General features: G+C 73.8%; 23 protein-coding genes and 3 tRNA genes. 17 read left to right on the top strand and 9 right to left on the bottom strand.

What is annotated here, in order from left to right; all coding sequences use genetic code 11:
- Positions 1-34 precede the first annotated feature (34 nt).
- Positions 35-511 (bottom strand): thioredoxin-dependent thiol peroxidase, encoded by a 477-nt coding sequence (gene bcp / locus A0J59_RS20470; RefSeq protein WP_053371063.1) that lies wholly within the window; start codon positions 509-511, stop codon positions 35-37.
- Between the two features lie 158 nt (positions 512-669).
- On the opposite strand from bcp, the gene A0J59_RS20475 reads away from it, so the two are divergent.
- The 4 genes from A0J59_RS20475 (at position 670) to A0J59_RS20490 (ending at position 5,436) form a co-directional block, all read left to right on the top strand.
- The gene (locus A0J59_RS20475; RefSeq protein WP_047233222.1) at positions 670-966 is read left to right on the top strand and encodes a co-chaperone GroES; all 297 of its coding nucleotides are present in this window, start codon (positions 670-672) and stop codon (positions 964-966) included.
- 115 nt (positions 967-1,081) lie between these two features.
- Positions 1,082-1,157 (top strand) — tRNA-Lys (locus tag A0J59_RS20480).
- A gap of 124 nt (positions 1,158-1,281) precedes the next feature.
- Positions 1,282-1,354, top strand: a tRNA-Lys gene (locus A0J59_RS20485).
- A gap of 275 nt (positions 1,355-1,629) precedes the next feature.
- Positions 1,630-5,436 (top strand): metallophosphoesterase, encoded by a 3,807-nt coding sequence (locus A0J59_RS20490; RefSeq protein ID WP_156533216.1) that lies wholly within the window; start codon positions 1,630-1,632, stop codon positions 5,434-5,436.
- Between the two features lie 142 nt (positions 5,437-5,578).
- Here the strand turns inward: A0J59_RS20490 and A0J59_RS20495 are convergent, their stop codons facing one another.
- Positions 5,579-6,340, bottom strand: a complete 762-nt coding sequence (locus tag A0J59_RS20495; RefSeq protein ID WP_047233221.1) for an SDR family NAD(P)-dependent oxidoreductase — start codon at positions 6,338-6,340, stop codon at positions 5,579-5,581.
- Positions 6,341-6,651: 311 nt separating this feature from the next.
- On the opposite strand from A0J59_RS20495, the gene A0J59_RS20500 reads away from it, so the two are divergent.
- From A0J59_RS20500 to A0J59_RS20540, 9 genes are all read left to right on the top strand, one after another.
- On the top strand, positions 6,652-7,962 hold the full coding sequence (locus tag A0J59_RS20500) for a TrpB-like pyridoxal phosphate-dependent enzyme (protein WP_064317294.1): 1,311 nt from the start codon (positions 6,652-6,654) through the stop codon (positions 7,960-7,962).
- Between the two features lie 61 nt (positions 7,963-8,023).
- Positions 8,024-8,860, top strand: a complete 837-nt coding sequence (trmB, locus tag A0J59_RS20505) for a tRNA (guanosine(46)-N7)-methyltransferase TrmB (RefSeq protein WP_255365388.1) — start codon at positions 8,024-8,026, stop codon at positions 8,858-8,860.
- A 185-nt stretch (positions 8,861-9,045) separates the two neighbouring features.
- Positions 9,046-9,396 (top strand): DUF485 domain-containing protein, encoded by a 351-nt coding sequence (locus A0J59_RS20510; protein ID WP_047233219.1) that lies wholly within the window; start codon positions 9,046-9,048, stop codon positions 9,394-9,396.
- Positions 9,393-11,039: a cation acetate symporter gene (locus A0J59_RS20515; RefSeq protein ID WP_047233218.1), complete on the top strand. Its 1,647-nt coding sequence runs from the start codon at positions 9,393-9,395 to the stop codon at positions 11,037-11,039. The genes A0J59_RS20510 and A0J59_RS20515 overlap by 4 nt, the downstream gene beginning before the upstream one ends.
- 168 nt (positions 11,040-11,207) lie before the next feature.
- The gene (locus A0J59_RS20520) at positions 11,208-11,774 is read left to right on the top strand and encodes an AAA family ATPase (protein ID WP_064317295.1); all 567 of its coding nucleotides are present in this window, start codon (positions 11,208-11,210) and stop codon (positions 11,772-11,774) included.
- Between the two features lie 77 nt (positions 11,775-11,851).
- Positions 11,852-13,432: an NAD(P)/FAD-dependent oxidoreductase gene (locus A0J59_RS20525; RefSeq protein WP_064317296.1), complete on the top strand. Its 1,581-nt coding sequence runs from the start codon at positions 11,852-11,854 to the stop codon at positions 13,430-13,432.
- Between the two features lie 99 nt (positions 13,433-13,531).
- Positions 13,532-14,455, top strand: a complete 924-nt coding sequence (locus tag A0J59_RS20530; RefSeq protein ID WP_047233215.1) for a RimK family alpha-L-glutamate ligase — start codon at positions 13,532-13,534, stop codon at positions 14,453-14,455.
- Between the two features lie 144 nt (positions 14,456-14,599).
- Positions 14,600-15,952 carry an O-acetylhomoserine aminocarboxypropyltransferase/cysteine synthase family protein gene (locus A0J59_RS20535; protein ID WP_064317297.1) on the top strand — a complete coding sequence of 451 codons (1,353 nt, stop codon included), beginning with the start codon at positions 14,600-14,602 and terminating at the stop codon, positions 15,950-15,952.
- Positions 15,949-17,265: an LLM class flavin-dependent oxidoreductase gene (locus tag A0J59_RS20540; RefSeq protein ID WP_047233213.1), complete on the top strand. Its 1,317-nt coding sequence runs from the start codon at positions 15,949-15,951 to the stop codon at positions 17,263-17,265. The genes A0J59_RS20535 and A0J59_RS20540 overlap by 4 nt, the downstream gene beginning before the upstream one ends.
- A gap of 86 nt (positions 17,266-17,351) precedes the next feature.
- Here A0J59_RS20540 and A0J59_RS20545 read toward each other — a convergent pair whose 3' ends face one another.
- From A0J59_RS20545 to A0J59_RS20560, 4 genes are all read right to left on the bottom strand, one after another.
- Positions 17,352-18,275, bottom strand: a complete 924-nt coding sequence (locus tag A0J59_RS20545) for an ABC transporter substrate-binding protein (RefSeq protein ID WP_064317298.1) — start codon at positions 18,273-18,275, stop codon at positions 17,352-17,354.
- Positions 18,276-18,366: 91 nt separating this feature from the next.
- Positions 18,367-19,101, bottom strand: coding sequence for an ABC transporter permease (locus A0J59_RS20550; protein WP_064317299.1), 735 nt, complete (start codon positions 19,099-19,101; stop codon positions 18,367-18,369).
- Positions 19,098-19,739, bottom strand: a complete 642-nt coding sequence (locus A0J59_RS20555; protein ID WP_047233210.1) for an ABC transporter permease — start codon at positions 19,737-19,739, stop codon at positions 19,098-19,100. The genes A0J59_RS20550 and A0J59_RS20555 overlap by 4 nt, the downstream gene beginning before the upstream one ends.
- A complete protein-coding gene (locus A0J59_RS20560) occupies positions 19,736-20,569 on the bottom strand; it encodes an ABC transporter ATP-binding protein (protein WP_064317300.1) in 834 nt (277 codons plus the stop codon). Before A0J59_RS20560 ends, A0J59_RS20555 begins: the two co-directional genes overlap by 4 nt.
- Before the next feature lie 226 nt (positions 20,570-20,795).
- Here A0J59_RS20560 and A0J59_RS20565 point away from each other — a divergent pair, with 226 nt between their 5' ends.
- Positions 20,796-21,437 (top strand): LysE family translocator, encoded by a 642-nt coding sequence (locus A0J59_RS20565; protein WP_047233209.1) that lies wholly within the window; start codon positions 20,796-20,798, stop codon positions 21,435-21,437.
- 69 nt (positions 21,438-21,506) lie between these two features.
- On the opposite strand, the gene A0J59_RS20570 is transcribed toward A0J59_RS20565, so the two are convergent.
- From A0J59_RS20570 to A0J59_RS21755, 3 genes are all read right to left on the bottom strand, one after another.
- Positions 21,507-21,582 (bottom strand) — tRNA-His (locus tag A0J59_RS20570).
- Between the two features lie 76 nt (positions 21,583-21,658).
- Positions 21,659-22,300 (bottom strand): oligoribonuclease, encoded by a 642-nt coding sequence (gene orn / locus A0J59_RS20575; RefSeq protein ID WP_369799806.1) that lies wholly within the window; start codon positions 22,298-22,300, stop codon positions 21,659-21,661.
- Positions 22,301-22,487: 187 nt separating this feature from the next.
- Positions 22,488-22,628: a hypothetical protein gene (locus A0J59_RS21755; protein ID WP_156186391.1), complete on the bottom strand. Its 141-nt coding sequence runs from the start codon at positions 22,626-22,628 to the stop codon at positions 22,488-22,490.
- Between the two features lie 222 nt (positions 22,629-22,850).
- On the opposite strand from A0J59_RS21755, the gene A0J59_RS20580 reads away from it, so the two are divergent.
- Genes A0J59_RS20580 through A0J59_RS20590 form a run of 3 tightly spaced genes read left to right on the top strand, consistent with a single transcriptional unit; the run spans position 22,851 to position 25,635 of the window.
- A complete protein-coding gene (locus tag A0J59_RS20580; protein ID WP_064317301.1) occupies positions 22,851-23,594 on the top strand; it encodes a phosphatase PAP2 family protein in 744 nt (247 codons plus the stop codon).
- Between the two features lie 44 nt (positions 23,595-23,638).
- Complete coding sequence (locus A0J59_RS20585; RefSeq protein ID WP_082141262.1) at positions 23,639-24,316, top strand: helix-turn-helix transcriptional regulator; 678 nt, start codon at positions 23,639-23,641, stop codon at positions 24,314-24,316.
- A complete protein-coding gene (locus A0J59_RS20590; protein WP_064317302.1) occupies positions 24,313-25,635 on the top strand; it encodes an MFS transporter in 1,323 nt (440 codons plus the stop codon). Before A0J59_RS20585 ends, A0J59_RS20590 begins: the two co-directional genes overlap by 4 nt.
- Positions 25,636-25,649: the final 14 nt, after the last annotated feature.

Raw genomic sequence — 25,649 nt, forward strand, 5'->3', positions numbered from 1 at the left:
CTCGTGCGGGGACCCAGCGCTCGCACCGCGGCGACTACTTGGGGTCGATGCCCAGGTCGCGGCGCAGCTTGGCGACGTGGCCCGTCGCCTTGACGTTGTACTGGGCGAGCTCGACCTTGCCCTCCGGGTCGACGACGACCGTCGAGCGGATGACGCCCACGACCGTCTTCCCGTAGAGCTTCTTCTCGCCCCACGCGCCGTAGGCCTCGAGGACCGCCTTGTCGACGTCGGAGACGAGCGGGAACGTGAGGTGCTCGGCCTCGACGAACGCCGCGATCTTGTCCACGGGGTCGGGGGAGACGCCGACGACCGAGTACCCCGCGCCCTGGAGCGAGGCGAGGCTGTCGCGGAAGTCGCACGCCTCGGTCGTGCAGCCGGGGGTGCCGGCGGCCGGGTAGAAGTAGACGACGACGTGCTTGCCGCGCAGGTCGGAGAGCGTGACGGTGCTGCCGTCGGCGGCGGGCAGGGTGAAGTCGGGAGCGGTGTCGCCGACGGTGAGGCGCGTGGACATGGATCTCCTTCGGTCCGGCCAGGGTGTGGGTTCGAGCGTAGGTGAGGTGTCGTGGCACCGGTAGCGTTGTGGCTGTGAGCAAGACGACGTCCGCCCCCTCTACGTCCTCGACCCGCCCGTCCTCGGCCCGGCCGGCGGCCCGTGACCTGCCGATCCGGATGCTGCACGACCGGCTCCTCGTCGACCCGGAGGTCGACGCGAGCGAGCGCCAGAGCTCGGCGGGCCTCGTCATCCCCGCGACGGCTGTCGGCCCCAAGCGTCTGGCGTGGGCCGTCGTCGTCGCCGCTGGTGAGCACGTGCGCCAGGTGGCGGTGGGCGACCGCGTCCTGTTCGACCCGGACGACCGCGCGGAAGTCGAGCTCGGGGGGCGGGACCTCGTGCTGCTGCGGGAGCGCGACGTGCACGCGGTCTCCCAGGAGCTCGAGGAGGACGGCCCGACCGGCCTGTACCTCTGAACCGTCCCGCGGGGTCGTCGTCGGACGGGCGCCCGGGAGCTGTCGCCGACGTCACACGGGAGCGGGCGGAACGGATTTTCCCGGCGCGCCCCCGGCTGCTAGTGTTTTCTCTCGCGCGCCATTAGCTCAATTGGCAGAGCAGCTGACTCTTAATCAGCGGGTTCGGGGTTCGAGTCCCTGATGGCGCACCACCACCGATCGGGCCGTCCGCATGGCGGGCGGCCTGAGCCGTGCCGGTCGAGGGACCGGGGCGGCGGCGGGAGCGGAACTCCTCGTGCAGGACGACCCGCAGCCGCTGGTAGTGTTCCCTCTCGCGCGCCATTAGCTCAATTGGCAGAGCAGCTGACTCTTAATCAGCGGGTTCGGGGTTCGAGTCCCTGATGGCGCACCCTTCCTGACCAGGCCGTCCACCCTCCGGGTGGGCGGCCTGCGTCGTCCCGGACCCGCCGTGCCCGTGCCGCCGTCGTCGCGCGCCTCCGCCGGGCGTCCTGTCGTCCGCCCCGTCACCGTGTCGGGCACCGGACCGTCTCCCGTCGTTCGGACCGCGTTCGTCCCGTCTCGTCCGAGAGTTCACCCGTGCCCGGAATGGTCCGGTACGGGTGCGCCCGCCGCGGACGTCGGACCGGTCGTGCCTTCGCCTGTCGACGACGAAAGGACACACCGATGCGCACGCCTGTGCACACGCCCCGCACCCGGAGAAGACGCCGAGGGCTCGCCGCCGTGGTCGGCGCGAGCCTCGCCGTGGGAACCGCGCTCCCCGTGACGGCTGCCGTGGCCGCCGACCGCGCGCCGACGCAGCGCGCCGCCGCGACGGCCGAGGAGCCGAGCGGGACGCCGGTGCTCCACCCCACCCCCGGGACGTACCTGGACGGCACGGTGACCGTCACGGCGCAGCCCGTCCTGGCCGGCGACCCGGTCCGCGAGCTGGCCGTCGACGGCCGGCCGCTCGCGGGCGCCACGGCGACCCCCGCCACGGCGCGTCTCCTGTTCGACGTCGGCAGCAACTCGATCGAGAAGCGCTACGGCAGCTACGTGCTCGTCAACGGCACGCGACTCGACCTCGACCGCGACATGGTCTCCGAGCGTGTGGCGCTCGACGTGCCGAACGACCTGCTCGTGCAGGGGGAGAACGCGGTGCGGTTCGTCGTGGGCGCCGTCCCCACGTCGTGCGGCTCGAACTACGACGACTTCGACCTCACCGAGGTCTCGCTCGAGCTGCTCGGCGAGGTCGCCGACGGCTCCGGCAACCGTTTCACCTACCAGTTCGGCGACGGCTCGTGCGGGACGAACACGTCCCGCGTCCTGACGGCCGACCTGACGTTCACGGTCGCCCAGGACCCCGCCGCGACGACCGGCCTCGCGGCGGAGCTCGACACGACGACGCTCGAGAACGGCGCGCACACCCTCACGGCCACGACCGCGTCGGGCCAGACCGCGACGAGCGGCGTGACCGTGAACAACTCCGCGCCCGGCGCGCCGGCCCTGACCCCGGCGGACGGCGAGCTCCTCAACGGCACGCGGACCGTCCTCGCGACCCCGCCCGCCGGAGGCGACGCCCCGACGGGGATCGAGGTCGACGGCGCGCCCCTCACCACGACCGCGACCCTCGGCGCCGGCTCGTCGCAGTTCGTCTTCACCGTGGGCTCGAACTCGATCGAGGCCCGCTACGCGAACCACCTGCTCGTCAACGGCCAGCGCATCGACCTCGTCGACCGCGACTACGTGAGCGAGACCGTGCGCGTCGACGTGCCCAACGCGTACCTGGCCGCCGGGCGCAACACCGTCCGGTTCGTCACCGGGACCTACCCGACCGCGTGCGGCGACAACCGGGACGACTTCGCGATCTCGGGCATCGGCCTCGTGCCGAGCCACGGCACCGCGACCCCGGTCGACGTCGCGTCGTCGTACTCGCTCGGCGACGGCGACTGCGGATCGAGCGCGACCAAGCCGCGCGAGGCCGTCCTCACGTTCGACGTCGTCCCCGCCGCCGACGCCCCCGCGCCCGGCCTGCGTGCGGAGCTCGACACCGTCGCCCTCGCCGACGGCGAGCACGTCCTGTCCTCCTCGACCGCGGCGGGCGCGACGGCCCGGCGCACGGTCACGACGGACAACACGGGCCCCGCCGTCGCGTCGAGCACGCCGGCCGCCGGGGCGGAGCTCGCCACGGCGACCAGCCTCGCGGTCGAGCTCACGGACGCCTCGGGCGTGCTCGAGGGCCCGGCCGTCACGCTCGACGGGGAGGTCGTCGAGGCGGGCGCGCTCGTCGGCCCGGGCCTCGAGCCCGGGGCGCACGCGCTCGTCGTCACGGCGACGGACGTGCTCGGCAACGCGAGCACGCACGAGATCGCCTTCACGAGCCTCGGGGTCCCCGACGTCCCGACCGACCTCGCTCCTGCGACCGGGACGACCGGGGTCGAGGGCTCCGTCGAGCTCGGGGCGCGCGTGAGCGCCCCCGGCGGCGGCGACGTCACGGCGACGTTCGCACGCGCCGACGTGCGCGCGCCCGTCGTCGCGGCGCAGGGCGAGACCGCCGCGGTGCCCACGGACGTGCTGCACGTCGAGGGCGAGAGCCCGGCCGACGTCGACGCGCTCGTCCCGGGCGACGGCGCGACGCTCGACGCGGCGCCCGCCGCCGACGTCGCGTTCCAGCGCTTCGAGATCCCGGCGGAGGGCGACGTGGCCGGGCAGACCGTCCGCTGGGACGGCGTGATCGACCCGCAGCGCCTCGCGACGCTCCACGTCTGGGACGGCGCGGCCTGGGAGCCGCTCGTCTCCGCGCGCGGTGCCGTCGAGGGGCCGACGAGCCTCACGGCCACGCTGTCCGCGCGGCACGCGACGCAGGGTACGGTGCACGTCCTCGTCACCGGCACCGACCCGTTCGCCGACGACATCGACGACGGCGTCGGCACCGAGGAGCCGACGTCGTTCGCGGACCGCGACGCGTACGACTTCTCGATGGTCCACTTCACGGACACGCAGTACCTGTCCGAGGGGGCCGTCGAGCAGGAGACCGCCGAGGAGCGCGCGGTCTGGGCGAAGACCTACACCGACCTCGTGCAGTGGGTCGTCGACAACGCCGACGAGCGAGGCATCGAGTACGTCGCGCACACGGGCGACATCGTCGAGAACTACACGCGCACGCCGGCCGACGACGCGATGGCGGCCCAGGTCCGCGGCGAGTACGAGTTCTCGTCGTCCGCCCAGCGCCTGCTCGACGACGCGGGCATCCCCAACGGCGTCCTGGCGGGCAACCACGACAACCTCACGGGCGCCGACAACGGTCCCGGCGCGCTCTACAACGCGTACTACGGCCCCGACCGGTACGAGGCGCTGTCGGCCGGGTGGCAGGACGCGTCCTACGGCGGCCCGTGGCGCGAGGGCGACAACCAGAACCACTACGACCTGTTCACGGCCGGCGGCCTGGACTTCGTCGCGGTGTACCTCTCCTACGGCGTGACCGACGAGGAGGCCGCCTGGGCCGACGGCGTGCTGGAGCAGTTCGCCGACCGCAACGCGATCCTCCTCGCGCACGACTACCTCGCGCCGAGCACCAACCCCGACGGCCGTGGGGCACCCTTCTCCACGCCGGACGGGCGGCTGCTGTACTCGAAGGTCGTCGAGCCGAACCCGAACGTCTTCCTCGTGCTCTCCGGCCACGAGCACGGCGTGGGGATCAACGTGAAGCGCGACGTCGGCACGCCGGGCAACGGGGTCGTCGAGCTGCTCGCGGACTACCAGTTCTACGAGGTCACCGCGGAGGAGGCCGGCCTCACCGAGATCGGCGGCTACGCGCCCGACCAGGGCCTGCGGCTCGGGTCGAGCTACCTGCGCCTGCTCCAGTTCGACGTCGACCGTTCCGAGCTCGTCGTCGACACGTACTCGCCGTGGCTCGAGAACTTCGGCGCCACGGAGTACGACGACCGCAAGCGCTACAACGGGCTCGAGGACGACTTCACGGTGCCGGTCGACCTCACGACCCGCACGACCACCCTCGTGACGGACGCCGTGGCGCTCTACGCCCCGGCCGAGGAGATCGGGAGCGTCGCCGTCCCGTCGGGCGAGGTCGCGCGTGTGACCTGGGACGGTCTCGACGCCGGGGCCCTGCACGCGTGGGTCGTCACGGCGACGAGCGCGGGCGGTGGCACGGCCGTGTCGCCGGTCACCACGTTCACGACGGCCCCCGTCCAGGACGGCCTCGTCGTCTCGACGACGGCGCGCAGCCAGTGCATGGCGGGCGCGGCGTACGTCGCGGTCCGCGCGACCAACGCCGACACCGTGCCGGTCGACGTCACGCTGAGCACGCCGTACGGCGAGCGCACAATCACGGCCGTGCAGCCCGGCGCGTCGGCGTACCAGGCGTTCGCGGTCCGCTCGACGCAGGTCGCCGCGGGCAGCGCGGACGTGGCCGCGAGCGGCGCGGGCCGCGCGTTCGCGAGCGACGTCGCGTTCGACGCGCTCGCGTGCGGCTGAGCCGCTCCTGACGCGGTGACGCCGTTCCGCGGCGCTCGCCACGGCACGCGCTGCGGGAGATGAGGGCGACCCCCGGACCCGACGGTCCGGGGGCCGCTCCGCCGTGCCGCGCGGCGGGCGCGTCGAGGTCGGCGCGCCGAGGTCAGACGGCGGCCCAGCCGCCGTCGCTGTGCAGCACGGCGCCGGAGACGTTGGCCGAGTCGTCCGAGAGCAGCCACGTGATCGCCGCGGCGAGCTCGTCGGCGCTCGCGGCGGGCGGGACGGTCGTCGCCATGACCGGGCCGAGCCGCTCGCCGGCGAGCTGCGAGCGGAAGGGCGCCTCGATGCTCGTCGCGACGGCGCCGGGCGCGACGACGTTCGCCCGCACGCCCCGCGGGGTGTAGAAGAACGCCGTGCTCTTCGTGAAGCCGACGATCGCGTGCTTCGACGTCGCGTAGGCGGTGCCGGAGGCCGACGCGCGCGACCCCGCCTCGGACCCGACGTTGACGATCGACCCCTTCCCGGCGTCGAGCATGAGCGGCAGGACCGCGCGTGTGAGCCGCATGACGGCCGTGACGTTGACGGCCAGGACGAGGTCCCAGGTCGAGTCGTCGACCTCGGCGCTCGGCAGGAAGCCGTCCATGATCCCGGCGACGTTGGCGAGCGCGTCCACCCGGCCGTCCGCGGCGGCGACCACCGCGTCGACCGTGGTCTGCGCGCTCACGTCTCCCGCGACCGTCACGAGGGCGTCCGTGCCGACGTCCGCGACGAGCTTCTCCAGGCGGTCCTCCCGGACGTCCGTCGCGACGACGCGCGCGCCCTCCGCGAGCAGCCGCTCGACCGTCGCGCGCCCGATCCCGGCGCCCGCGCCGGTGACGATCGCGGTGCGGCCCTCGAACCGGCCGGGAACGTGGTTGCTGACCATGACGGCTCCTTCCGTCTGCGCCGGCACTGCCGTCGTCCGGCGTCCTGGTCCCATCCCATCTCCCGGGCCCTCGCGCGCGCGAGAGCCGATCGTCCCTCGGCCGGTGCCGCTGGTCCCTGCCGGCGATGTCCCGACCGCGCACGCCGGGGTAGGGTCGGCGGCGTGACGTACCCGTCCGTGACCCTCTGGTGGCCGGCCGCCTGACGGCCGGTGACCTCATCCGGCCGTGCCCCGACGACGTGGGCGGCCTCGGCGGACCCCGGAGCACGCGTCGTCGGCCCAACGGCCGTACCTGAGCTGGAGCCCCCAGAATGACGACACAGCAGTCTCCCGTCCCCGTCCGGTCTCTCGAGCCGACCGGCGCCGAGGTGCCCTCGACCGTCCCGACGCACTGGTACAACCTCGCCGCGGACCTGCCCGAGCCCGTGCCGCCGCACCTGCACCCCGGCACGCGCGAGCCCCTCACGCCCGACGACCTCGCGCCGCTGTTCCCGCTCGCGCTCGTCCAGCAGGAGGTGACGACCGAGCGCTACGTCGAGATCCCGCAGACGATCCGGGAGATCTACGCGCTGTGGCGGCCGTCTCCGCTCGTGCGCGCGCGACGCCTCGAGCGGGCCCTGGGCACCCCGGCCCGGATCTACTACAAGTACGAGGGCGTGAGCCCGGTCGGCTCGCACAAGCCGAACACCGCGGTCGCGCAGGCGTACTACAACGCGCTCGAGGGCACGACGAAGCTCACGACCGAGACGGGCGCGGGCCAGTGGGGCGCCTCGCTGTCGTTCGCGGGCGCGCTCCTCGGGCTCGACGTCGAGGTGTGGCAGGTGCGTGCGTCCTACGACTCCAAGCCGTACCGCCGTGCGCAGATGGAGGTCTACGGCGGGATCTGCCACCCGTCGCCGTCGGACCTCACCGACGCCGGGCGCGCGATGCTCGCCGCCGACCCGGAGACGACCGGGTCGCTCGGCATGGCGATCAGCGAGGCCGTGGAGACCGCGGCCAAGGACCCCGCGGCGCACTACGCGCTGGGGAGCGTGCTCAACCACGTCATGCTGCACCAGAGCGTCATCGGCCAGGAGGCGCTCGTCCAGCTCGACGAGGCGGGCGAGGGCGCGCCCGACGTGGTGTTCGGGTGCGCGGGCGGCGGGTCCAACCTCGCGGGCCTGACGTTCCCGTTCCTGGGTCGCAACCTGCGCGAGGGCACGACGACGCGGCTCGTCGCGTGCGAGCCCGCCGCGTGCCCGTCGCTGACCCAGGGCGAGTACCGCTACGACTTCGGTGACGTCGCGGGCCTCACGCCGCTGCTCAAGATGCACACGCTCGGCAAGGACTTCGTCCCCCCGGCGATCCACGCGGGCGGGCTGCGCTACCACGGCATGTCGCCGATGGTGTCGCACGCGGTGAACCTCGGGCTCATGGACGCGATCGCCGTCGACCAGGACGAGGCGTTCACCGCCGGGACGCTCTTCGCGCGCAGCGAGGGCATCATCCCGGCGCCCGAGTCGACGCACGCCGTCGCGGCCGCGGTCGCGCACGCGCGCGCGGCGACCGAGCCCGAGGTGATCGTCCTCGGGCTGTCGGGCAACGGCGTCCTCGACCTGCCGGCATACGCGTCGTACGTCTGACGGACGCCGCAGGGCGCCTCGCGCGGTACGCCCTCGCGCGAGGCGCCCGTACCCTGGTGCGGTGCCCGAACCGACCCCCGAGACCCTCGACGCCCACCTGACCGGCGCGCCGCGCGTGACGCCCGGCGACGACGCGGCCGACCTCTCGGACGACGTCGCCCGTCCGCGCTACCGGACCCAGCCCGTGTCGTTCGTGCGGCGCAGCGGGCGCCTGGCGCCGCGTCAGCAGCGGGCGTGGGACGCGTACGGCGACCGCTACGTCGTCGACGTGCCGCGTGACGTGGCGCGGACGTCGGTGGACCCGGCGTACGTGCTCGACGTCGTGGGCGCCTTCGGCCGCGGCGGACGCCTCGTCGTGGAGATCGGCTCGGGCCAGGGCGAGGCCGTGGTCGCCGCGGCCGAGCGCGATCCGGGCACCGACTTCCTCGCCGTCGAGGTCTACACCCCGGGCCTCGCGCAGACCGTGCTGCGCGCGTCCCAGCGCGACCTGACGAACGTGCGCCTCGTCCAGGCGAACGCGGCCGAGCTGCTGGCCACGACGCTGCCCGCAGGGAGCGTCGACGAGCTGTGGGTGTTCTTCCCCGACCCCTGGCACAAGTCACGCCACCACAAGCGCCGCCTCGTGACGCCGTCGTTCGCGGCGCTCGCCGAGCGCGTGCTGCGGGCCCCCGGGGAGGACGACGACGGCCGGCCCGGTGGCACGCTCCGGCTCGCCACCGACTGGGCCGAGTACGCGGAGCAGATGATCGACGTTCTCGACGCCGCGCCCGGGCTGCGCAACGTCCACGGCCCGCGCGGCGTGGCGCCGCGCTTCGAGGGCCGCGTGCTCACCGGGTTCGAGCGCAAGGGCGAGAACGCCGGCCGCGCCATCACCGACCTGGAGTACGTGCGCGTCTGACGCGTCGGGGGCCGGCGGCCGACCGGCCGCGCCCGGTTCTTGCGGACAGAAGTGATCTACGGCACATTGTGCCGGGGGCGGAACGTCGCCCCGGGCACGCAGCGTCGCGTGCGGTCGCGTCGACAGGTGGCCGTCTGCGGGTGCGGGCTCTGTGTCAGTCCACGGAATGAGCCAACGGAGGCGTCATGACCGACGTGACGGCCGGCCCCGGAACGGGGCCCGCCGAAGAGACCGACTACCAGCGCGTGCAACGCTCGCCCGAGTTCCAGGACCTGCGCAGACGCTTCCGGAACTTCGTGTTCCCGATGACCGCGCTGTTCCTCGTGTGGTACTTCGTCTACGTCCTGCTGGCGAACTACGCGCACGACTTCATGAGCATCCGGGTGTGGGGGAACATCACGGTCGGGCTGCTCTTCGGCCTCGGCCAGTTCGTGTCCACGTTCGCGATCACCATGATCTACGCGCGCTGGGCCAACAAGCGCTTCGACGCCGCGGCCGACGAGCTGCGCCGGGAGATCGAGGAGGACGAGCTGTGAGCGCTCACCTCCTGGCCGCGGAGGCCACCGACGTCGGGAACCCGGTCGTCAACGTCGCGATCTTCGGCGTCTTCGTCGCCGTGACGCTCGTCATCGTGCTGCGCGCGTCGCGGCAGAACAAGTCCGCCGCGGACTACTACGCGGGCGGGCGCTCGTTCACCGGCCCGCAGAACGGCACCGCCATCGCGGGCGACTACCTCTCCGCGGCGAGCTTCCTCGGGATCTGCGGCGCCATCGCGATCAACGGGTACGACGGCTTCCTCTACTCGATCGGGTTCCTCGTCGCGTGGCTCGTCGCGCTGCTGCTCGTCGCCGAGCTGCTGCGCAACACCGGGAAGTTCACGATGGCCGACGTGCTGTCGTTCCGGCTCAAGCAGCGCCCCGTGCGCATGGCGGCCGCCCTCGCGACCCTGGCCGTCGTGTTCTTCTACCTGCTCGCCCAGATGGCGGGGGCGGGCGGGCTCGTGGCCCTCCTGCTCGGCGTCTCCTCGACGGCGGGGCAGAGCGTCGTCGTCGCGGTCGTGGGCGCGCTCATGATCCTCTACGTGCTGGTCGGCGGCATGAAGGGCACCACGTGGGTGCAGATCATCAAGGCCGTGCTGCTCATCGCGGGCGCCGCCGTCATGACGGTCTGGGTGCTCGCCAAGTTCGGCTTCAACCTCTCCGACCTGCTCCAGGGTGCGATCGACAAGGCGGGCGCCGGCGGCGAGGCGCTCATCGAGCCGGGCAAGCAGTACGGCGCGACAGGCACGACCAAGCTCGACTTCCTCTCGCTCGCCCTGGCCCTCGTGCTCGGCACGGCCGGGCTGCCGCACGTGCTCATGCGCTTCTACACCGTGCCCTCGGCCAAGGAGGCCCGTCGCTCGGTCGTCTGGGCGATCTGGCTCATCGGCATCTTCTACCTGTTCACGCTCGTGCTGGGGTACGGCGCCGGGGCGCTCGTGGGACCGGAGACGATCAGCGCCGCACCAGGCGGAGTGAACTCGGCGGCGCCGCTGCTCGCGTTCGCGCTCGGCGGGGAGATCCTGCTCGGCTTCATCTCCGCCGTCGCTTTCGCGACGATCCTCGCCGTCGTGGCGGGACTGACGATCACCGCGGCGGCGAGCTTCGCGCACGACATCTACGCCAACGTCATCAAGCGGGGCGAGGTGAAGCCCGACGGCGAGGTCAAGGTCGCGCGCATCACCGTCGTCGTCATCGGGATCCTCGCGATCCTCGGCGGCATCTTCGCCCAGGGCCAGAACGTGGCGTTCCTCGTGGCGCTCGCGTTCGCGGTCGCCGCGAGCGCGAACCTCCCGACGATCCTCTACTCGCTGTTCTGGAAGCGGTTCAACACGTCCGGGGCGCTGTGGAGCATGTACGGCGGGCTCGTCTCGTGCGTCGTGCTCATCGCGTTCTCGCCGGTCGTGTCCGGCAAGGTCGACCCGGTCACCGGCGCGAGCCTGTCGATGATCAAGAACACCGACATCGACTTCGCGATCTTCCCGCTGAGCAACCCCGGCATCGTCTCCATCCCGCTCGCGTTCCTGCTGGGGATCCTCGGGACGCTGCTCAGCAAGGAGAAGCCGCACCCGGAGAAGTTCGCCGAGATGGAGGTCCGCTCGCTCACGGGCGCGGGGGCCGAGAAGGCGGTCACGCACTAGCGGGACGCTCGTCCGCTCCCCACGAGGACACCCCCGGTCCGGTCGGACCGGGGGTGTCCGCGCGTCCGGTGGTCCGGTCGACGCGCGCGCTGCCGTCTCGCCCCGCCGGCGACTCCTCGCGCCGCAATCCCGTCGCCGTGGGCACGGCCGGCGACGTACGGTCGCGCCATGACCTCTCCGACCCCACCCGACGCGGTCGCTCCCGCGGCGACCCCGGCGCCCGTCCTCGTGGTCACGGGGGCGATGGCCTCGGGCAAGTCGACCGTCGCCGAGGCGCTCGCACGGACGTTCCCGCTCGCGGCGCACGTGCGCGGCGACCTGTTCCGGCGGTTCGTCGTGAGCGGTCAGGCGTCGATGGAGCCGCCCCTGTCGCCCGCGGCCCGCGCCCAGCTCGACCTGCGACAGCGGCTCGCGGCCCAGGCCGCGGACACGTACGCCATGGCCGGCGTGGTCGCCGTCGTCCAGGACATCCTGCTGGGGCCCGACCTGGAGCGGTTCACGGCGCGCGTGCGCACCCGCCCGTGCTACGCCGTCGTGCTCGCGCCCGACGCCGCGACGCTCGCCGCGCGCGACGCGGCCCGGCACAAGCAGGCGTACGGGGAGTGGACGCCGGGCGAGTTCGCGGCCGCGGCGCGGGAGACCCCCGGCGGCCTGCACCTCGACACGACCCGGTGGACCGTCGCCGAGACCGTCCGGCAGGTCCTCGACCGGCTCGACGAGGCGCGCGTCGCCTGAGCCCGCCGACGAGCCCGCCGATGAGCCCGCCGACGTCCCGCTGAGCGCCGACCGCGTCACCGCGTGAGGATGGGCCCATGACGAGCGACCCGCAGCAGCCGACCGCGCCCGACGACACCTACGACGTGATCGTGATCGGCGGCGGACCCGTCGGGGAGAACGCCGCCGACCGCGCCGGGCGCACGGGCCTGAGCGTTGCGCTCGTCGAGGCCGAGCTGGTCGGCGGCGAGTGCTCGTACTGGGCCTGCATCCCCTCGAAGACGCTCCTGCGTCCCGGCGCGGCGCGCGCCGAGGCGCGGGGCGTCCCCGGGGTGGGCGTCGACGACGCGCTCGACGTCCCCGCCGTCCTCGCGCGCCGCGACGCGATGGTGGCGGACTGGGACGACGGTGGTCAGGTCTCGTGGGTCGAGGGCGCCGGGATCACGCTCGTGCGCGGCCTGGGCCGGATCGTCGGGCCGCGCCTCGTCGAGGTCGTCGCCGAGGAGCCCGACGCCGACCCGGACGGGCTCCCGCGGACGCGACGGCTCGCGGCCCGGCACGCGGTGATCGTGGCGACGGGGAGCGTCCCCGTGCTCCCGGACGTGCCCGGCCTCGTCGACGCGAACCCCTGGACGAGCCGCGAGGCGACGGCGGTGGAGGACGTGCCGGAGTCGCTCGTGATCGTGGGCGGGGGAGTGGTCGCGACCGAGATGGCTGTCGCGTTCACCGACCTCGGGTCCCGCGTCACCGTGCTGTCGCGCGGCGGCCTGCTCGGCCGGACCGAGCCGTGGGCGGGCGAGGCGGTGGCCGCGTCCCTCCGGGAGCTCGGCGTGGACGTGCGCCTCGGCGTGGGCACCGAGTCGGTCGAGACCCTGCCCGACGGCGGGGCGCGCCTCACGCTGTCGGCCGTCGGGTCGCGGCGGGGCGCGGGCGGCGCCGGCAAGGCACCGGACCTGTCGCCCGTGACCGCGGAGCGGGTGCTCGTCGCGACCGGTCGTGTCCCGCGGACCCAGGACCTCGGCGTCGACGCCGTCGGGCTCGTCCCGGGGCGCGCGCTCGACGTCGACGACACGATGCTCGTCCGAGGGGTGGGGCCGGACGGCGTCGAGGGGGCCGGCGGCTGGCTGTACGCCGCGGGCGACGTCACCGGGCGGGTCGCGACGACCCACCAGGGCAAGTACCAGGGCCGGGTCGTGGGCGACGTCGTCGCGGCCCGCTTCGGCGACGCGGACGCCGACGGGGCGCCGACCGCCGGGGAGCAGGCGCCCGCCGTCGGGTCCGCGCCCGAGCCGTGGTCGCGGTTCGCGGCGACGGCCGACGGCGTCGCGTCCCCGCAGGTCGTCTTCACGCGCCCCGAGGTCGCGGCCGTCGGGCACACCGAGGCGTCCGCCCGCGAGGCCGGGATCGACGTGCGGGTCGTGCGGTACGACCTCGCGAACGTCTCCGGCGCCGCGGTGCGCGCCGAGGACTACGCCGGCAGCGCCCAGCTCGTCGTCGACGCCGCGCGCGAGGTCGTGGTGGGCGCCACCTTCGTCGGCCCCGACGCGGCGGAGATGCTGCACGCCGCGACGATCGCCGTCGTGGGCGAGGTCCCGCTGCGGCGCCTGTGGCACGCGGTGCCGTCGTACCCGACGGTGAGCGAGGTCTGGCTGCGCTTCCTCGAGGAGTACGGGCTGTAGCGCGCGACGTCACGGGCGGCGGGGGCGCGTCGCCCAGGCCGAGCGGGTCACAGGGGGCCGGGGCGCCCGCGCGACGGTCCCGTCCCCTAGGCTCGGGGCGTGACGACCGAGACCTCCGCCCCGCGCGTCGCCCTCGCGACGTGCTCCGTGCTGCCGCACCTGGACCCCGACGACGCGCCGCTCGTGCGCGCGCTCGACGCCCGCGGCGTCGCCGCGCAGCCCGCCGTCTGGGACGACCCGGACGTCGACTGGGGCGCGTTCGACGCCGTCGTCGTGCGCTCGACGTGGGACTACTCGGCCCGGCGCGACGAGTTCGTCGCGTGGGCGACGCGCGTCCCGCGCATCCTCAACGCGGAGGCCGTGCTGCGCTGGAACACCGACAAGGGCTACCTGCGCGAGCTGGAGGGCGCGGGGATCCCCGTCATCCCGACGCTGTGGCTCGACCCGGCACGCAACCTGTCCTCGCGCGCGATCCACACGCGGCTGCCCGCCCAGGGCGACTTCGTCATCAAGCCGGTCGTCAGCGCGGGGGCCAAGGACACCGGCCGGTACCAGGCCGGCGAGGCGCACTCGCGCGGGCTCGCGATCCAGCACGCGAAGAACCTGCTGGTCTCGGGCCGGGAGGTCATGGTGCAGCCGTACGTGACGAGCGTCGACACCGCGGGCGAGACGGGCCTCGTCTTCGTCGACGGCGAGTTCTCCCACGCCGTGCGCAAGAACGCGCTCCTCACCGGCCCGCACCGCCCGACCCGCGGCCTCTACCAGCAGGAGGAGATGAGCCCGTTCACCGCGACCGAGGAGCAGCTCGACGTCTCGCGCCGCGCGCTCGCGGCGGCGGCCGACGCGGTCGGCGGCGGGGACGTGGCGAGCTTCCTGTACGCGCGCGTCGACGTCGTGACGGGCAACGACGGCGGCGTCGTCGTCATCGAGCTCGAGCTCACCGAGCCGTCGCTGTTCCTCGCCCTCGCGCCGGGATCGCTCGACCGGTTCGCCGACGCGATCGCCGCGCGCGTCGCCGCCTGACGCCGCTCACGCCGCACCGGCGCGGAGACGTCGGCCGAGCCGTTCACATCGTCTCGTGCGGTGAGAAGGTCGCGGCTCGGGGGTGGCGTCAGGCGCGACCGACCGTACGGTGTCGCCCCGTCCCGCGACACCGAGAGGCCGACCATGCTGCCGATCCGCACCGAGGTGCCGACCCCCGTGGTCGGCACCGGCTCCGCGCGGGGTTTCACCACGCGCCAGGTCCACGCGGGCGACGCCGCGTGCGGTCCCGGCGGCGTGCGCCCGCGCGCGACGCCCGTCTTCCTCACGGCGGGGTTCCGGTTCGACGACTTCGAGCAGGCGGGGGCGCACTTCGGCACGGGCGAGGGGTACGCGTACACCCGCCACGGCAACCCGACGACGGACGCCGCCGAACGCAAGGTGGCGGACCTCGAGGGAGGCGCGGAGGCGCTGCTCGTGGCGAGCGGGCAGGCTGCGGTCACGGTGGCGGTGCTCGCCCTCGTCGCCGCGGGGCAGCGCGTCCTGTCCGCGACGAGCGTCTACGAGGGGACGCGCGGGCTGTTCCTGGAGAACCTGCCCCGACTGGGGATCGAGACCGACTTCGTCGAGGACGCCAACGACCCCGACGAGTGGGCCCGGCGGATCACGCCCGACACGCGCGTGCTGTTCTGCGAGTCGGTTCCCAACCCCCGCAACGACCTGGTCGACCTCGCCGCCGTCGCGCGCGTCGCGCACGCTCACGGGCTGCCGCTGGTCGTCGACAACACGCTCGCCACGCCGTACCTGCTGCGCCCGATCGAGCACGGGGCGGACGTCGTCGTGCACTCGGCGAGCAAGTTCCTCGCCGGGCAGGGCGCGGTGCTCGGCGGGGTCGTGGTCGACGCCGGGACGTTCGACGCCGGACGGTCGGGCGCGCTGTTCCCGCACCTCGTGGAGCGGACTCGACTCGGCGGTCCCGGCTACGTCGAGCGCTTCGGGGGGAGCGCCCGCATCGCCTACGCGCGCGAGGTCGTGGCGCCGCGGCTCGGGCCGACACCGTCGCCGTTCACGGCGTTCCTCGTCGCGCAGGGGGTCGAGACGCTCTCGTTGCGCGTGGCACGGCAGAGCGCCGTCGCGCTCGAGGTGGCCGAGTGGCTCGCCGGACGTCCCGAGGTGCTCTCGGTCGACTACTCGGGACTCCCGTCGAGCCCGTCGCACGACCTCGCGCGGCGCTACCTGCCCGACGGCCAGGGGTCGGTCTTCTCCTTCACGCTGCGCGACGGGGAGCATGCCGCGCGGCACGTGGTCGAGAGCGTGCGCCTCTTCACGCACATGACGCACCTGGGAGACGTGCGCTCGTTGGTCCTGCACCCCGCGAGCACGAGCCACGTGCTGCGCTCGCCGGAGGAGCAGGCGGCCGCGGGCATCTGGCCGGGCACGCTGCGCGTCTCGATCGGGATCGAGGACCCGCTGGACCTGGTCGCCGACCTCGAGCAGGCCCTGGCGACCGTCCCGGCCGCTCCGGGGAGGGTGTCGTGAGCCGCCCGCAGCACCTGGGGTGGTTCCTCGCGCGCGGCTTCGGACCCCACGGCTGGGGCCATCCGTACCTCGACTGGGGCTACCGCTGGACGTCTCCCGACCTCTACCAGCAGTCCGCCCGCGAGCTCGACCAGGCCGGGCTCGACCTCCTGGTCATCGAGGACGCGCCGTCGCTCGGCTCGGCCGCGACGATCGACCTGCGCGTGCGGCACGCGTTCGGCGGGCCCAAGCTGGACCCGCTGCTGCTCGCGCCCTACCTCTTCCAGGCGACGCGGCACCTCGGCGTCGTGCCGACCGTCAACCCCGCCGCGGTCGGCCCGTACACGGCGGCGCGCCAGCTCGCGACGCTCCAGCACCTCAGCGGCCACCGGCTCGGGCTCAACGTCGTGACCGACACGGGCTCCGCCCGGCACTTCGGGGACGGAGCGCCCCTCGGCCACGACGCCGCGTACGACCGAGCGGAGGAGTGGCTCGACGGCGTGCGATCGCTCTGGCGGAGCTGGGACGAGGGCGCGCTCGTCGCGGACCCGGCCAGCGGCCGGTACGCCGACGGGAGCCGGATGGACGCGGTCCGCCACCGTGGCGAGCACTACGCGTTCGACGGTCCCCTCAACTTCGTGCCCTTCACCGACGGCGAGCCGGTCGTCGTGTCGCCGGGCGGCTCGGGCCGAGGACTCGCCTTCGCGGGTACGCGGTCCGACGTGCAGCTCGCGCTCCCGCCGCTGGACGTCGAGAGCGTGCGCGCGTACCGGGGACGGGTCCACGCGGCCGCGGTGGCGGCCGGGCGCTCGCCCTCCGACGTGAAGATCCTCTTCGCGGTCCAGCCGGTGCTGGTGTCGAGCCGGGAGGAGGCCGACCGGCTCGTCGCCGCGTCGGCCCACCCGGACGACGGCACCCTCCGCCGGGTCGCGGAGCGTCAGTCGAGCGATCTCGAGACCGACCTGACGACGCTCGACCTCGACCGGCCGCTCGACCTCGGGGTCTTCGGCGACCACGTCTCGCACGGGAGCATCGCGCGTCTGGTCGGGACGCACGACGTCGCCACGACGCCGCTGCGCACGCTGCTCGGCGCGCAGGCGCGGCTCGGGCGGCTGTCGGACCGCAGCGGGTTCGTCGGCACGGCCGACGAGCTCGCCGACGTGTTCGAGGAGCTCGGTGACGACGCGGACAACGACGGGTTCCTGCTGTGGGGCGACCTGCACCCGGTCACCGTGCACCGCACGCTCGACGAGCTCGTCCCGGTCCTGCGCCGCCGCGGCATCCTCCGCACCGATCGCGGCGCGTCGCTCCGGGAGAACCTCGCAGCGTTCTGACCCGCGGTCGTCACCGCCCACGAGAGCGGCCCGGGAGCCGACGAGACCGTCGACCCCGGGCCGCGCTCCGGAGAGTCCGATCCTCGTCAGGCCAGGCCGTTCTCCGACAGCCAGTCCGCCGCGATGTCCTCGGGCGAGCGCTGGTCCTCCGTGGACTGCACGTTCAGGGCGACGAGGCCCTCGGGCGTGAGCGCCGCGCTGACGGGGTTGATGACGTCCGCGATCTCCTCGGCGATGTCCGCGTTGACGAGCGGCACGACGTTCGAGGCGAGGAACAGGCTCTCCGGGTCCTCGAGCGTCACGAGCTTCTCGGTCTGGATGCGCGGGTCGGCGCTGAACACGTTCGCGACGTTCACCGTGCCGGCGACGAGGTCCTGCACGGTCGTGTCGCCCGTCGCGACGAACGACACGTCGACGCCGTACACGTCCTTGAGGCCCTGCGGGCCGTAGGGGCGCTGCTCGAGCTCCGCGGGCCCGCCGAGCGTGAGCGGCACGTCGTCGAGGCCCGCGAGGTCGGCGATGCTCGTGAGGTCGTGCTCCGTGGCGAACGCCTCGGTCACGTTGTACGAGTCCTGGTCGGTCGCGCTCGACTGGTCGAGGACGGTGAGCCCGTCGGGCAGCGCCTCCTGGAGCGCGGCGTACACGTCGTCGGGGGACGTCGCCGTGGTCTCCGGGTCGAAGAACTGGAGCAGGTTGCCCGTGTACTCCGGGAAGAGCTGCACCTCGCCGCTCTCGAGCGCCGGCATGTAGGCGTCGCGCTGGCCGATCGAGAAGTTCCGCTCGACCGTGAAGCCCTCGGCCTCGAGCGCCTGGGCGTAGATCTCGGCGATGATCTCGTTCGAGTAGTACGCCTGGGAGCCGACGACGATGGTGTCGGACGCCGCGCTCCCACCGTCGGAGGTCCCGGTGTCGGCGTCGAGCGGGTCGGACCCGCCGCCGCAGGCGGTGAGAGCGAGGACGGCGGTCGCCGCGGCGGCGACGAGGGCGGCGGTGCGTCGGGTGGTGCGCATGTGTCTGCCTTTCTGAGGGCCGTCCCGGGGACCGGGAGGGAGTGGGAGAGGTCGGTCTGGCGGTGGGCGGTACGGCGGTCGGGGCCGCGCGTCAGGCGGTGGTCGGTGCGGGGACCCGGCGGCGGCGCCGCCGGGCAGGTTCGTCGTCCGAGGAGCGGCCCGCGGTCACGCCGCGCGGCACGACGACCCGCTGGAGGATCGCGAACAGCGCGTCGAGCACGACGGCCAGGACGACGATGAGGAGGGCGGCGCCGAGGATCTGGGAGAAGTCGCGGATCTGGATGCCCTGCACGATGTAGAAGCCGAGGCCCCAGTTGCCGACGTACCCCGCGAGGGTCACGGTCGCGACGACCTGGAGCGTCCCGGAACGCAGCCCGCCGATGAGCAGCGGGAGCCCGAGCGGCACCTCGGCCCTGAAGAGCACCTGCCACCCGGTCATGCCGACGGACCGGGCGCCGTCGACGACGCGCCGCTCGACGGCCTCCACGCCCGCGTAGGCGCCCGCGAGGATCGGTGGGATCGCCAGCAGGACGAACGCCGTCGTGGACGCCGCGATCTTGTGGGTCACGCCGAGGACGAGGACGAGGAGGAGGACGAGCCCGAAGGACGGGACGGCACGGGCCGCGCCCGAGAGGGCGACCGCGAACTCCCGCCCGCGTCCGGTGTGGCCGATGGCCCACCCCGCGGGGATCGCGATCGCCGCGGCGATCAGCACCGAGACGAACGTGAACGCGAGGTGGGTCCAGATCGCCTCGGGGAGGGGGAGCGCGCCCGTGAGCCGGTCGGGGGAGAAGATCCAGGCGATCGCGTCGGAGAACAGGTTCATGCGCGCACCTTCCGGGACCAGGGCATGACCGCTCGCCCGGCGAGCACGAGCAGCAGGTCGACGAGCAGGGCGATGACGACGACCGCGACGACGCCCGAGAGGATCTCGGCGACGATCTGCCGCTGGTAGCCGTTGGTGAAGAGGTACCCGAGGTTGTCGATCCCGATGAGGATGCCGACCGTCGCGAGCGAGATGGTCGACACCGCCGTGACGCGCAGCCCGGCGAGCACGACCGGGCCCGCGAGCGGGAGGTCGACCTGCCAGAAGCGCCGCCACGGCCCGTACCCGACCGCGAGGGCCGCCTGCCGCACCGTCGGGTCGACCGAGGCCAGGGCGTCCGCGACGAACCGGGTCATGATCGCCACGGCGTAGATCGTCAGCGCGACGACCAGGTTGAGCTCGGAGAGGAAGCTGATGCCGAGGAGCGGCGGGAGCAGCGCGAACAGCGCGAGCGACGGGATCGTGTAGAGCAGCCCGACGAGGGTCAGCACGAGGCCCCGCGTGAGGCGGAACCGGAAGGCGAGCCAGCCCAGCGGGATCGAGACGAGGAACCCGAGCACGATAGGCAGCACGCACTGGCTCAGGTGCTCGACCGTGAGGCGGCCGATGAGGTCGAGGTTGTCCAGGACCCAGGTCATGCGCTGCCCTCGACGTGGTCGTCGACCAGGACGCCCTGCGTGCGGCCGGTGCCGTCCACGAGCACGGTCCCGTGCTCCGTGCGCTTCGTGTGCAGCGCCCGGGCGCCGCGCTCCGCCCCGATGAAGCTCGCGACGAACTCGCTCGCCGGGTTCTCGATGATCTCGCTGGGCGACCCGATCTGGGCCACCTGCGCCCCCTTCTCGAGGATGACGACCTGGTCGCCGAGCAGGAAGGCCTCGTCGATGTCGTGCGTGACGAAGACGACCGTCTTCTCCAGCTCGCGCTGGAGCCGGATCGTCTCCGTCTGGAGCTCGGCACGCACGATCGGGTCGACGGCCCCGAAGGGCTCGTCCATGAGGAGGATGTTCGGGTCCGCGGCGAGCGCGCGCGCCACGCCGACGCGCTGCTGCTGGCCCCCCGAGAGCTGGCTGGGGTAGCGGTCCGCGAGCGCCCGGTCGAGCCCCACGGTGTCGAGCAGCTCGAGCGCGCGGTCGCGCGCCTGCCGGCGCGGCGTGCCCTCGAGGCGCAGGACCGTCGTCACGTTGTCGACGACCTTGTGGTGGGGGAGGAGCCCGCCGTTCTGGAGCACGTAGCCGATGCTGCGGCGCAGCTTCACGGGGTCCCGGTCGAGGATGGAGGCGCCGTCGATCTCGATCGTTCCCGACGTGGGCTCCACCATGCGGTTGATCATGCGCAGGAGCGTCGTCTTGCCGCTCCCGGACGACCCGACGAGCACCGTCGTGCGGTGGGGCGGGATCACCAGGTCGAAGTCCGCGACCGCCGCCGTGCCGTCGGGGTACGTCTTGGTGACCGATCGGAACTCGATCATGGGGCGCTGCCTCCCGACAGTCGGTGAACGGCCTCCACCCAACCACGACCGCGGTTCGGCCAGTCAAGCGCAATGCCTCGCGTCTCACAGACCGTACGACGAACCACCGACACGTCGCACTCGCACCGGTACGTCGGCTTCGCGTCGTGGCACGCCCCGTGGGTCCGCCGCGGGCCGCGCGTGAATCTCCCGTGACGCTCGTCACGTCGGGGCCTATCGTGGCGCTGTGCCGCACCTCGAATCCCTGCTCGCCTTCTCGCTCGCCTCGCTGGTGCTCGTCGTGGTCCCCGGCCCGAGCGTGCTCTTCGTCGTCGGCCGGTCGCTGGCGCTCGGGCACCGGGGCGGGGTGCTGAGCGTCCTCGGCAACGAGCTCGGCGCGCTGACGCTCGTTGCCGCCGTGGCGCTCGGGGTCGGGACCGTCGTCGCGACGTCCGTCGCGGTGTTCACGAGCGTGAAGCTCGTCGGCGCGGCCTACCTCGTCTACCTCGGCGTCCAGGCGATCCGGCACCGGCGGGAGAGGGCCGTCGCGGTCGCGGTCGCGCCTGTGCGCGAGCCGTGGTGGCGCGTCGTGCGGCAGGGCTACGTCGTCGGCGTGACGAACCCGAAGACCATCGTGTTCTTCGTCGCGGTCCTGCCGCAGTTCACGGACTTCCACGCCGGTCGCGTGCCCGCCCAGATGATGGTGCTCGGGCTGGTCTTCACGGTGATCGCGTTCGTCTGCGACAGCGCGTGGGCGCTCGCGGCGGGAGCGGCGCGGTCGTGGTTCGCCTCGTCGCCCCGGCGCCTGAGCGCGGTCCGCGCGACGGGCGGCGGCATGATGATCGGCCTGGGCGGCGTGCTCGCCGTCGCCTCGCACCGCACCGCCTGACACGGGCGCCGAGCACCGGGGAGACGCGGCGAGGGCCGGCCTCCGTCTCGGAGACCGGCCCTCGCCGTCTGGGGTGAGTAACGGGACTTGAACCCGCGACCCCCTGGACCACAACCAGGTGCTCTACCAGCTGAGCTATACCCACCATGACCGGCGCGTGAAGCACCGGCCGTCGAAAAGTGTACCTGGTCCGGGAGGGGCTCCCGGACCGCTTTTCGAGGTCAGGAGTCGGCGGACCCTGTGACGGTGGCCACGGAGGTCTCGGCGTCGTCGGCGGGTCGGGTCCGACCGCGCGTGACGCTCGTCGCCACCACCTGCTCGGCGACCTTGCGCGCCGTCGCGGAGTCGGGACCGGGCTGGGGGACGAACACGGCGGCGCGGTAGTAGCGCAGCTCGTCGATGCTCTCGAGGATGTCCGCGAGGGCGCGGTGACCGCCGTGCTTCTCCGGCGACGAGAAGTACGCGCGCGGGTACCAGCGGCGCGAGAGCTCCTTGACGGACGACACGTCGATGATCCGGTAGTGCAGGTGGCTCATGAGCGCGGGCATGTCGCGGTCGAGGAAGCCCTTGTCGGTGCCGACGGAGTTGCCGGCCAGCGGTGCCTTGCCCGGCTCGGGGACCCACGTGCGGACGTAGTCGAGGACGCGCTGCTCGGCCTCGGCGAGCGTCAGGCCCTCGTCGAGCTCGTCGAGCAGCCCGGAGGTCGTGTGCATCTGGCGGACGAAGTCGCCCATCTGCTCGAGCGCCTCGGCGGGAGGGCGGACCAGCACGTCGACCCCGTCGCCGAGCACGTTGAGCTCGGAGTCGGTGACGACGGCGGCGACCTCGACGAGGGCGTCGGCGCCCAGGTCCAGCCCGGTCATCTCGCAGTCGATCCAGACGATGCGTTCGTTCGCGTTCACAGGACTCACGCGCCACAGCCTAGCCGCGGCGCGCACGACGAAGGCCCCGGCTGTCCGGTCCACGGGGGTCCGGACGGTCGGGGCCTTCGGCGAGGTGCGCCGCCGCCTGTCGGGGAAGGTCCCCGGCGCGGCGAGCGGTCGGTGCGCGTCATGCGGTGCGGCGCGGCAGGCGGGCCTGCCGGGTGTTCGCCGGGACGCGGGTCGTGGTGCGGCGCAGCTGCGACCGGCGCAGGGTCTGCTCCTGCAGCTGCTCGCGACGGCTGAGGGCCGCCACGTCGTACGTGATCAAGGGATGCATGGTCTGCTCTCGTGACGCTGGGTTCGTGGGTCTGGCCGGACCCTCCACCGCCCGGTACGGACCGGACGGACGTCACCGCGGTGTGAGTACATACGACCACGGTCGTCGTGGGCGGTGCATCCCTTTTTCGCCACGAGCGTCGGGTGGGTGCCCTGGTGGCCGACGGCGGACGGTCGCGCTGCGCCGTCGGCTCGCCGTGCGTAGCCTCCGGGGATGAGAGCGGCAGACGGGCAGGCACGCGGCACGGCGGGCGAACGGCGCGGCGTGTCCGCGCGCGAGGTCCTGGCGAGCGTGTGGCCGGGCGTGCTCCTGGTGCTCGCCGGCGTCGCGGGGTTCGCGCTCCTCCTGGACGCGGTCCGTGACCAGGACGACCTGTGGCGCCTCGACGAGCCGCTGCTCGCGTGGATGGTCGCGCACCGCACCTCGGTCGCGACGGGCGTCCTGACGGTGGTCACGACCGTGTCTGGCCCGTTCGTGCTGCCCGTCCTCGTCGCGGTGGGGTGCCTGGTGTGGGCGCGCCGCACGGGGACGTGGTGGGAACCCGGGCTGCTCGCGGGGGCCATGGTGCTCGCGACGCTGGTCTCGACGGTGCTCAAGGCCGCGATCGCGCGGCCGCGGCCGCCCGACGTCTCGATGGTCGTCGCCGGGGTGGAGCGGTCGTTCTCCTTCCCGTCCGGTCACACGATCGGGGCGGCGACGCTCGTCCTCGTCGGTGGCTACCTGGTGTGGCACCGCCACCACGACGGCCGTGTCCTGGCGGTCTGGGCCGCGGCGTCGGTCGTGGTGATCGGTGCCGTGGCGCTGAGCCGGCTCTACCTCGGCTACCACTTCCTCACCGACGTGCTGGCGGGGCTGTCGCTCGCCGTGGCGGTGCTCGGCGTCGTGGTCGCGGTGAGCCGCGTCCACGACCTCGTGGTCGCGCGTCGGGAGGATCCCGGAGCGGCAGACGCTTACTAAAGAACTCTTGCGCAAGAACTCTTTCGTGAACTAGCGTGGCGGGCATGAGCACACCAGCCGACCCGCCCGCCGGCTCGCCGGACGCCGCGGCCGTCCCGACCGACACCGGCCCGGCGTCGTCGGACCGCCTCCCGCGCGGCCCGCGGCCCGAGCCCGGGCAGGTCGTCGCGACCGACCCGGCGACGATCCGGGCGCTCGCCCACCCGCTGCGCCTGAGGATCCTCGCGCTGCTCGACGACGAGGGCGAGGTCACCGCGACCCGGTGCGCCGAGGTGACGGGGGAGTCCGTCGCGAGCTGTTCCTTCCACCTGCGGATGCTCGCCAAGTACGGGTACGTCGAGCCCGCGGAGCGCCGCGGCAAGGAGCGGCCGTGGCGCTCCGTCGGGCGCGGACGCCAGACGAAGTTCGACCCCGACGTGCCGGAGTCCCTGCACGCCGCGGGCGCGGTGGCGACCCTCATGCTGGACCAGGAGACGGCGCGCGTCCGGGCGTGGCTCGCCGGGTCCGCCGCCGACGACCCGCAGTGGCTCCTCGCCTCGACGATGACCGGCGCGTCCTTCTACGCGACGCGCGAGGAGCTCGACGCGCTCGCCCGCGAGGTCGAGGCGCTCACGGACCGCTTCCGGGGACGCTGGGACGACCCGTCGCTCCGTCCCGCGGGAGCGCGTCGCGCGCGCCTCTTCTCGATCGTCAACGCCGACCTCCCGGAGGCCCCGCGATGAGCACGCCTCCCGAGCCGACGGCCGTCACGGCACGGAACGCGCCGGAGGACGTCCCCTCGGCGGCCGAGGAGACCGTCGCCACGACCGTCCCCGCCGCTGCTCCCGGCGACGTCCCGGACTCCCGCGCCGCGCTGCGCTCCCGCCCCTTCCGCCTCCTGTCGGTCGCGTGGGGGTTCACGAACTTCGCCGACTCGGTCCTCGCGATCATCCTCGCCGTGTGGGTCAAGGACCTCACGGGCTCCAACGGCGCCGCCGGGCTCGTGTTCGCGGCGCTCGGCCTGCCGGCGCTCGCGTCCCCGCTCCTCGGGCAGCTCGCGGACCGGGTGTCGCGACGGCGGATGCTCGTCGTCACGTACCTCGTCGGCGCGGTGAGCCTGCTCGCCCTCCTCGCGGTCCGCGGGCCCGAGCAGGTCTGGCTCGTGTTCGTGGTGACGGTCGTCTACTCGGGGGTCGGGTTCGCGACCGCGGCGGCCCAGGCCGGCCTCGTGCGCGACATGCTCCCGGACGAAGCCATCGCTCCCGCGAACGGTCGGCTCACGACCATCGACCAGGTCTTCCGCCTCCTCATGCCGGTCGTCGGCGCGGGCGCGTACGCGCTCGCGGGCGCCTGGCCCCTCGTGGTCGCGGCCTCGGTCGCGTTCGCGGTCGCGGGCACCGTGATCGGCCGCATCCGGCTCGTCGAGACGCCGCCGACCCCCGCCGCCGAGCGCGAGCCGTACCTGGCCGAGCTGACGGCGGGCTTCCGCCACCTCGTGCGCACGGCGCCGCTCGGCGTGCTCACGCTCGCCATGCTCGTCGCGTTCGCGGGGGTCGGGCTCCTGAACGCGGTCAGCCTCGCGATCGTCGAGGACGGGCTCGGCCTGCCCGCGGCGCTGCTGGGCCCGATCTCCTCCGTCCAGGCCCTCACCGCGATCGTCGCGGGGCTGACGGCGGCCCGACTCGTCGCGCGGTGGGGCGCGCAGCGGCTCGTCGCGCTGGGACTGCTCGTGCTCGCGCTCGGCATCGTCCCCGCGACGGGGACCCACGTCGTGGCGATCGTCCTCGGGCTGGGCGCGGTCGGGCTCGGCGCGACGTGGTCCATCGTCGGCTTCGTCACCGAGCGGCAGCTCCGCACGCCTCCGGGGCTCCAGGGACGCGTCGCCGCGGCGAGCCTGCTGCTCGTCAACGTCCCGCAGCTCGTGCTGACGGTGGTCGGCGCCGCCCTCGTGGGCGCGGTCGACTACCGCGCCCTGCTCGTCGTGACCGTGGTCGGCATCCTCGTCGCCGCGGTCGTCTCCCTCCGGGGCCACCGCGCCACCGGCGAACCTGCGACCCGATGAGAGCGGCCTCTCCG

This window comes from Cellulosimicrobium sp. I38E (genome assembly GCF_001647255.1).
GTDB lineage: Bacteria > Actinomycetota > Actinomycetes > Actinomycetales > Cellulomonadaceae > Cellulosimicrobium > Cellulosimicrobium cellulans_E.

Excerpts from the sequence above, each read along its gene's own strand:
- bcp (WP_053371063.1), bottom strand. The coding sequence starts at position 511 with ATGTCCACGCGCCTCACCGTCGGCGACACCGCTCCCGACTTCACCCTG.
- A0J59_RS20475 (WP_047233222.1), top strand. The coding sequence starts at position 670 with ATGCTGCACGACCGGCTCCTCGTCGACCCGGAGGTCGACGCGAGCGAG.
- A0J59_RS20490 (WP_156533216.1), top strand. The coding sequence starts at position 1,630 with ATGCGCACGCCTGTGCACACGCCCCGCACCCGGAGAAGACGCCGAGGG.
- A0J59_RS20495 (WP_047233221.1), bottom strand. The coding sequence starts at position 6,340 with ATGGTCAGCAACCACGTTCCCGGCCGGTTCGAGGGCCGCACCGCGATC.
- A0J59_RS20500 (WP_064317294.1), top strand. The coding sequence starts at position 6,652 with ATGACGACACAGCAGTCTCCCGTCCCCGTCCGGTCTCTCGAGCCGACC.
- A0J59_RS20510 (WP_047233219.1), top strand. The coding sequence starts at position 9,046 with ATGACCGACGTGACGGCCGGCCCCGGAACGGGGCCCGCCGAAGAGACC.
- A0J59_RS20520 (WP_064317295.1), top strand. The coding sequence starts at position 11,208 with ATGACCTCTCCGACCCCACCCGACGCGGTCGCTCCCGCGGCGACCCCG.
- A0J59_RS20525 (WP_064317296.1), top strand. The coding sequence starts at position 11,852 with ATGACGAGCGACCCGCAGCAGCCGACCGCGCCCGACGACACCTACGAC.
- A0J59_RS20535 (WP_064317297.1), top strand. The coding sequence starts at position 14,600 with ATGCTGCCGATCCGCACCGAGGTGCCGACCCCCGTGGTCGGCACCGGC.
- A0J59_RS20545 (WP_064317298.1), bottom strand. The coding sequence starts at position 18,275 with ATGCGCACCACCCGACGCACCGCCGCCCTCGTCGCCGCCGCGGCGACC.
- A0J59_RS20550 (WP_064317299.1), bottom strand. The coding sequence starts at position 19,101 with ATGAACCTGTTCTCCGACGCGATCGCCTGGATCTTCTCCCCCGACCGG.
- A0J59_RS20555 (WP_047233210.1), bottom strand. The coding sequence starts at position 19,739 with ATGACCTGGGTCCTGGACAACCTCGACCTCATCGGCCGCCTCACGGTC.
- A0J59_RS20560 (WP_064317300.1), bottom strand. The coding sequence starts at position 20,569 with ATGATCGAGTTCCGATCGGTCACCAAGACGTACCCCGACGGCACGGCG.
- orn (WP_369799806.1), bottom strand. The coding sequence starts at position 22,300 with ATGACCGGGCTGGACCTGGGCGCCGACGCCCTCGTCGAGGTCGCCGCC.
- A0J59_RS20580 (WP_064317301.1), top strand. The coding sequence starts at position 22,851 with ATGAGAGCGGCAGACGGGCAGGCACGCGGCACGGCGGGCGAACGGCGC.
- A0J59_RS20585 (WP_082141262.1), top strand. The coding sequence starts at position 23,639 with ATGAGCACACCAGCCGACCCGCCCGCCGGCTCGCCGGACGCCGCGGCC.
- A0J59_RS20590 (WP_064317302.1), top strand. The coding sequence starts at position 24,313 with ATGAGCACGCCTCCCGAGCCGACGGCCGTCACGGCACGGAACGCGCCG.